The sequence below is a fragment of the Rothia kristinae NBRC 15354 genome (genome assembly GCF_001570865.1).
Taxonomy (GTDB): Bacteria; Actinomycetota; Actinomycetes; order Actinomycetales; family Micrococcaceae; genus Rothia; species Rothia kristinae.
On record NZ_BCSM01000017.1, the window covers coordinates 21,811 to 28,004 of the forward strand.

5 protein-coding genes and 1 CRISPR repeat array are annotated in these 6,194 nt (G+C 69.5%); of the genes, 1 reads left to right on the plus strand and 4 read right to left on the minus strand.

The window, feature by feature from the left end; translation table 11 throughout:
• Positions 1-46: 46 nt before the first annotated feature.
• The gene (locus KKR01S_RS09520; protein ID WP_061225883.1) at positions 47-718 is read left to right on the plus strand and encodes a GAP family protein; all 672 of its coding nucleotides are present in this window, start codon (positions 47-49) and stop codon (positions 716-718) included.
• Between the two features lie 147 nt (positions 719-865).
• On the opposite strand, the gene KKR01S_RS09525 is transcribed toward KKR01S_RS09520, so the two are convergent.
• From KKR01S_RS09525 to KKR01S_RS09540, 4 genes are all read right to left on the minus strand, one after another.
• Complete coding sequence (locus KKR01S_RS09525; RefSeq protein ID WP_081101692.1) at positions 866-2,140, minus strand: M20 metallopeptidase family protein; 1,275 nt, start codon at positions 2,138-2,140, stop codon at positions 866-868.
• 71 nt (positions 2,141-2,211) lie between these two features.
• Positions 2,212-3,171, minus strand: a complete 960-nt coding sequence (locus KKR01S_RS09530; protein ID WP_061225884.1) for an exonuclease domain-containing protein — start codon at positions 3,169-3,171, stop codon at positions 2,212-2,214.
• 49 nt (positions 3,172-3,220) lie between these two features.
• Entirely contained in the window at positions 3,221-4,798 is a 1,578-nt protein-coding gene (gene ulaA / locus KKR01S_RS09535; protein WP_061225885.1) for a PTS ascorbate transporter subunit IIC, read from the minus strand.
• 45 nt (positions 4,799-4,843) lie between these two features.
• Entirely contained in the window at positions 4,844-5,674 is an 831-nt protein-coding gene (locus KKR01S_RS09540) for a PTS sugar transporter subunit IIAB (protein WP_061225886.1), read from the minus strand.
• Between the two features lie 165 nt (positions 5,675-5,839).
• Positions 5,840-6,161: direct repeats of the CRISPR family, unit length 35 nt; unit sequence CCTCAACGAAGGCCTCCCCACGAAGGGGAGGCGAG.
• Positions 6,162-6,194 lie beyond the last annotated feature (33 nt).

Sequence of the window (6,194 nt, forward strand, 5' to 3'; positions counted from 1 at the left end):
TCTGCCATGATGGTGCGCGACGTCGAGGAGAGCGGGGTGAGGGGCGATGGTCGCCGCCGGAGCGTCCCTGGTGGGGCTGGGACTGGTCATGGGGTTCAGCCCCAGCATGTACGCCGTCGTGCTGCACCTGCTGACCACCGAGAACCGGCCCGCCCGACTGATCCGGTGGCTGACCCTCGGCATCGTCCTGGGGGCGACGATCCTGATGTTCGCGTTCCGCGCCGTGGATCCGGATGTGCTGGCCCGGCTGCTGGAGGACCGCACCCGAGAGCTGTTGGTGCGCCGCGGCGTGGACCTCGCCGCGGGCCTGGTGTTCCTGCTGCTGGCCGCCTGGCAGTGGCACCGCTCCCGCCGACCCCTGAAGCCCCACCGCCCGCCGTCCCCGGGGGACGCCCGACCCTCCCGGATGGTGCTGATCGGGCTGGCCAACACGTTCATCGGCTTCAGTGGCCCCGCCACCATGTACGTGGCCGGGCGGGCCATCCGCGGGGCCGGGCACCATCACCTGTGGGTCGAGGTGCTCCTGTACCTGGTGTTCCTGCTCGGAGTGGCCGGGCCGTACCTGCTGGCCGCCTGGGCGTGGGGTGCGTTCCCCCGCGCCGCCCGGGCCGTGCGAGCCGGCTCCGCGTGGGCTGCTCGCCAGGACATCCGCCCGGCCGTGGCGATCCTGCTGGCCGCGGCCGGCGTCGTCTTCCTGGTGCTGGCCGCGGTGGGGTGAGACGGCTGCGCTCGCTCTCTGGGGCGGGGCCGGGGTTGGGCGGGTGGGCGTTTTGGGAGCGGTTTTGGTGTGTGGGAGCCTCGAGAACGCTCCCAAACGTCGAAACCCCTCCCAAACCGGCTGGCTCGGCTCGCCAGGCGCACCGGCTCACCCGGCCAAGCGGTCGTGGGCGAGCTGGGCCAGGCCCGCGGCCATGACGGGCAGGACCGCGTCGTCGAACCGAACCCGCGCGGAGTGGTTGGTGGGCGAGGTCGCCGGGTCCTCGTCCGGGTAGGAGGCGCCGACGTGCAGGAACGCGCCCGGCACCTGCTCCAGGACGTAGGAGAAGTCCTCGGACCCCATCCGGGAGTGCTCCCGCTGCGTCACGGCATCCTCCCCGAGCAGGCCCCGCAGGCCCCGCGCGGCGAAGGCGGCCTCGGCGGGGTCGCAGATGGTGGCCGGGTACAGCTCGGAGAAGTCCACCGTGACCGTGCAGCCGTGGGCCGCGGCGATGCCCTGAGCCAGCTCCTCCACCATGCGCCCGAACCGCCGCGTGCCCGCCCGATCCATGGTGCGCACGGACCCGCCGATGAAGGCCTCGTCCCCGATCACGTTCTCCGCGGCACTGCCCGCGCGCAGCTGCGTGATGGTCGCGACCACCGGCTCCGTGGCCGGGAAGGTCTGCTGGATCTTCGCCGGCAGGGTGGCGGCGATCTCGACGGCGGCCGGCACCGGATTGCGCGCGTTGTGCGGCTGCGAGCCGTGCCCGCCGGCCCCGTGGACGGTGATGCCCAGGATGTTGGCCGCGGCCATGTAGGTGCCCGGTCGGTACTGGAAGGTGCCCCGCCGACCGGGGTGCACGTGGAAGCCGTAGGCGGCGACGACGCGCGGGCCCGCGGCGTCGAGCACCCCCTCCTCGATCATGGGCAGCGCGCCACCCGGGTTCTCCTCGCCCGGCTGGAACATGAACACGACGTCGCCGGCCAACGCCTCCCGGTGGGCGCTGAGGAGCCGCGCGGCCCCGGCCAGCCCGGCGGTGTGCAGGTCGTGCCCGCAGGCGTGCATGGTGCCGGTGGTGGAGGCGAACTCCTCCCCGGAGTCCTCGAGCACCGGCAGCCCGTCCATGTCCCCGCGCAGCAGGACGGCGGGGCGGGTGGTGGTGTCAGCGGATGCGGCGGCGGGCCGACCCTGCCCGCGCAGCACCGCGGTGACGGAGGTGAGGGATCGGCCCGTGGTGATCTCCAGGGGCAGGACCTCCAGCTTCTCCAGCACCCGCTGCTGCGTCCACGGCAGGTGGGTGCCCAGCTCCGGCTGGCGGTGCAGCTCCCGGCGGAACCGCTGAAGGCCCGGGCCGATGGCCTCGGCGGCGGGCAGGAAGGCTGGGGAGGGGTGGGTTGTGTCGGTGGTGGAGGTGGTGTCGTTGGCGGGGGTGATGTGCGGCATGGGGGTGATGGTAGCGGGCTGGTGTTTCGGGGGTGGGGGCTCGGGGGAGTGTTCCGGACGGGTACAAGTCGCTACTGGGAAGCTTCCAGCTCGCTGAGCATGGCGAAGAAGGTCTCCTCGGTCATGGCTTCGATCTGCTGTCCGGATTCGGCGAGGGCCCGGGCCTTGCGGGTCTTCGATGAGCCGTCCGCACCGGGACGCCACCGGGCGGGATCGGAGATTCCTTCCACCAGGATGCGCGTCTTCTTGGTGACGCCGTCCTGAGGCGTTCCGCCCAGCTTCCTCACCAGGGCCTTGGCGGTATTTCGATTCATGCGATCCAGGGTTCCGGTGAAGCAGATCCCCGCTCCCGCCAGGATGTCGGAGTCCGGCCAGGACTCGATTTCCACCTCGTCGATGGTGTCCAGAGCAGCCAGGCTCCCGGACCGGGAAGCGTAGAACCTGCTGCCTAGGGGACGCCTCCCGGAGGAATCCAGCGAGAATTCCCTGACCAACGTGGCCAGGTCGACTTGGATGTTCGGGAGCATCCCGAAGAGGACGTGAAGGCAGGCGGCGGCGTCATCGGATGCTCGATGGTGGGCGAAGTCGACCTCGGGTGCAAACTCCGCCGCCAGAGTCTTCAGGTCATTGGGGCGATCATGACGGCGCAGGATCTGCCGTGCGATACGCAGGGTGCACAGGCGGCGGGAGTTGAGACCGGGCTGCCCGATGGCGGCCGAGGCGGCGTTCCACACGGAGTAGTCGAAAGCCATGTTGTGCGCGATGACGGGCGATTCCCCGATGAACTCCCGCAGCTCGGGGAGGGCCTCTTCGAAGGTGGGTGCATCCTCCACATCCTCGGCTGTGATCCCGTGGATGGAGACGTTGAAGTGGGAGAAGTAGTCGAAGCCGGGGGCGGGTCTGAGCAGCGTGGAGTACCGGTCGATGATCTGCCCGCTGGCATCGGCGCGCACCATCCCGATGGCACAGGCGGAGGCTCGCTGTTCGTTGGCGGTCTCGAAATCCAGAGCGACGATCTGCTCAGTGTTCACCGGTGTACTCCTGTGAGGTCTGGGTGGGATATCGGTGGATGTGGGTGCCTCACCGCTTCGGCGGTGTCGGGGCGCCGGCCGGCGGGGCGATGCGGGGGTAGCGATCTGCGGCGTCGGTTTCAGGCCGGGCGGTCGGTGCGCCGGTCTCCGCCGTATCCCCGGTGATCTCGGCGGTGTCTCCGCCGGGTGCCGAGGCGCGGGCCGGTGCCGGGTCCCAGGGGCGGTCCACGAGCCGCTTCTGCACGAGGATGGCGGCGCCGAGCAGCACCAGACCGATGATGATGAGGATGATCGATCCGAGGACCACCCCGGGCTTCGCTCCGTAGCCGATGAGGATGCCGAACCACCCGAAGTCGGTGTCTCCGAACGTCGTGTTGGCGGAGCCGAAGGACCCCAGGACCTTGAGCAGCAGCGCCGGCAGGAAGGTCAGGAGCAGGCCGTTGACGAAGGCCCCGGAGACGGCGCCGCGTCGTCCACCCGTGGCGTTGCCGTAGACCCCGGCGGCACCGCCGGTGAAGAAGTGGGGGACCAGTCCGGGCAGAATCAGGGCGAGGCCGAACATCGGGCCGAAGACGGTGCCGAGCAGCAGCAGCCCGATCAGGCCTCCGGCGAAGCTGGAGAGGAACCCGATCAGCACCGCGTTCTGCGCGTACGGGAACACGATGGGGGCGTCCAGGGCGGGGATGGCCCCGGGGACGATCTTGGCGGCGATCCCCTGGAAGGCCGGTACCAGCTCACCGAGGATGGTGCGCACCCCGAAGAGGATGACGGCCACGGCGATGCCGAACTGCAGCCCCTGGGTCACCGAGAGCATCATGTAATTACCGACGTCGGTCGCTCCGCCGTCGAAGGCCTGGAACGCGGTCTCAGATCCGGCTCGGACGAGGTAGATGACGGCGACGATCACGTACATGACCACCATGGACAGCGCGGTGGCGACCATGGAATCGCGGAGGAACCGCAGCCCTTCCGGGACCTTGATGTCCTCGGTGGAGCGGCTCTTGCCACGGGGGTCCACGAGGCGCCCCACGGCTCCGGAGGCGATGTATCCGGCGGTGCCGAAGTGCCCGATGGCGATGGAGTCGTCACCGGTGACTTTGCGGGTCCAGGGCTGCGCGAGAGCGGGCAGAGCGACCATCAGGATGCCCAGCAGCACCGCGCCCAGGCAGACGACGAGCGTCCCGGGCATCCCGGCGGAGGCCATCACGATGGTGATGAGCGTGGCCATGAACAGCAGGTGGTGTCCGGTGAGGAACACGTAGCGCAGGGGCGTGAACCGGGCGAGGAGGATGGCCACGAAGAACCCGAGGATCATCAGCCAGGACACCTGGGCGCCGTATTCCTGCTGAGCGATCCCCGCGATGGCCTCATTGGTGGGGACCACTCCCTGGGCGCCCAGGGCCCCCTGGATCATGGTCCCGAGTGGGTCCAGGGAGGCGGTAACGAGGGTGGCTCCGGCGCTGATGAGGAGGAATCCGAGCACCGCTTTGATGGCGCCTCCGACTACCTGGCCGGCGCTCTTCCGCAGCGCGATGAGGCCGACTGCCGTGATGATGCCGATCAGATAGGCGGGGACGCTGAGGATCTCATTGACGATGAACTGGCTGATCGCGATGAGGACGTTCATGGGGTGTGCTCCGGTTGGCGGGTGGTACGGATGTGCCGGGGGACCTCAGATGGCGTAGCGGCGGCGCAGGGCGGCGTCGACCTCTTCCTGGGAGGAGAAGTTCTCGATCACCTCGACGGGCACGCCGACATCCCCCAGCGTCTGGGCGATGGCCCCGGAGGTGAGGAGGAAGTCGGCTTCCTTGGCTCGGCCCTTGGCGGAGATGGTGTCGGTGGCTTCGACGGAGAGGTACGGGGACCAGCCCCAGCGGTCCAGGACCTGCTCGGTGGTGTTCTTGAGGAAGAGACTGGTGCCCAGGCCGTTGCCGCAGACCGTGAGCAGCAGGTTCTTGGAGGGGATGGTGTCGCCGGATGCGGCGGGGTCATCCGGCGTCGGCCTCTGCTGTGCGCTGTGCTGCCGCGGTGCTCCGGTGCTGGGAGCTCGTGTGGAGGCTGAGGCGAAGACCTCGAGAACTTCCTCCGGGGTGGCGGCGTCGTCCAGGGCGGCTCTCTTCTGCGTATCACCCAGGACCTGAGCGAGGGAGGCGAGAGCCTGCTGATGGGCGCCAGGGTCCTGTGCGGCCAGCGCCATCACGATGGTGACGGGGTCGTTGGAGGCGTGACCGAAGCGCACGGGTGCGGCCAGGCGGACGAAGGACAGGCCGGTGGCGGTCACCGAGGCGTCCGGTCGGGCATGAGCCAGGGCGAAGCCGGGCGTGATGACGATGTACGGCCCGTGCTCCTCGACGACGTCGACCATGGCCTGGGTGTAGGACGGCCCGGCGACGCCGACGTCGGCCAAGAGCGCTCCGGCGTGCTGGATGGCGCTGCGCCAGTCCTCGGCATCGACCTCCAACTGGATCGCTGGGACGGAGATGAGGTCGCTGAGGCGGACCATCGCTGATCGCTCCTTGCTCGGTGGCGCACGTCGTTGTGGCTTCGATTCTACTGTGGCGGACGTCGACGATGCCTGAGGTGCGTCCGGCTGTTGGAGCGGGCGAAGGCCTCCCCCTAAAGGGGAGCGTGGGTCGCGTGTGCTACCTGCACCTCGGCGTCGACATTTCCTCAACGAAGGCCTCCCCACGAAGGGGAGGCGAGGCCGCTCGCGTCATCCAGGGCCCGGACCTGCCGCACCCCTCAACGAAGGCCTCCCCACGAAGGGGAGGCGAGCTCGATCGTCACGGTCCCGTCGCCGTTGTCGCGGAACCCTCAACGAAGGCCTCCCCACGAAGGGGAGGCGAGCGTCACCGAACACCCTCGCATGACCGAACACGCGCGACCCTCAACGAAGGCCTCCCCACGAAGGGGAGGCGAGTTTCAGGCTCCCAGGGGGTCATACAGAGCGTCTCCCCTCAACGAAGGCCTCCCCACGAAGGGGAGGCGAGGGTTCCGCGGGGAACTTACGGACGCGGTGAAGG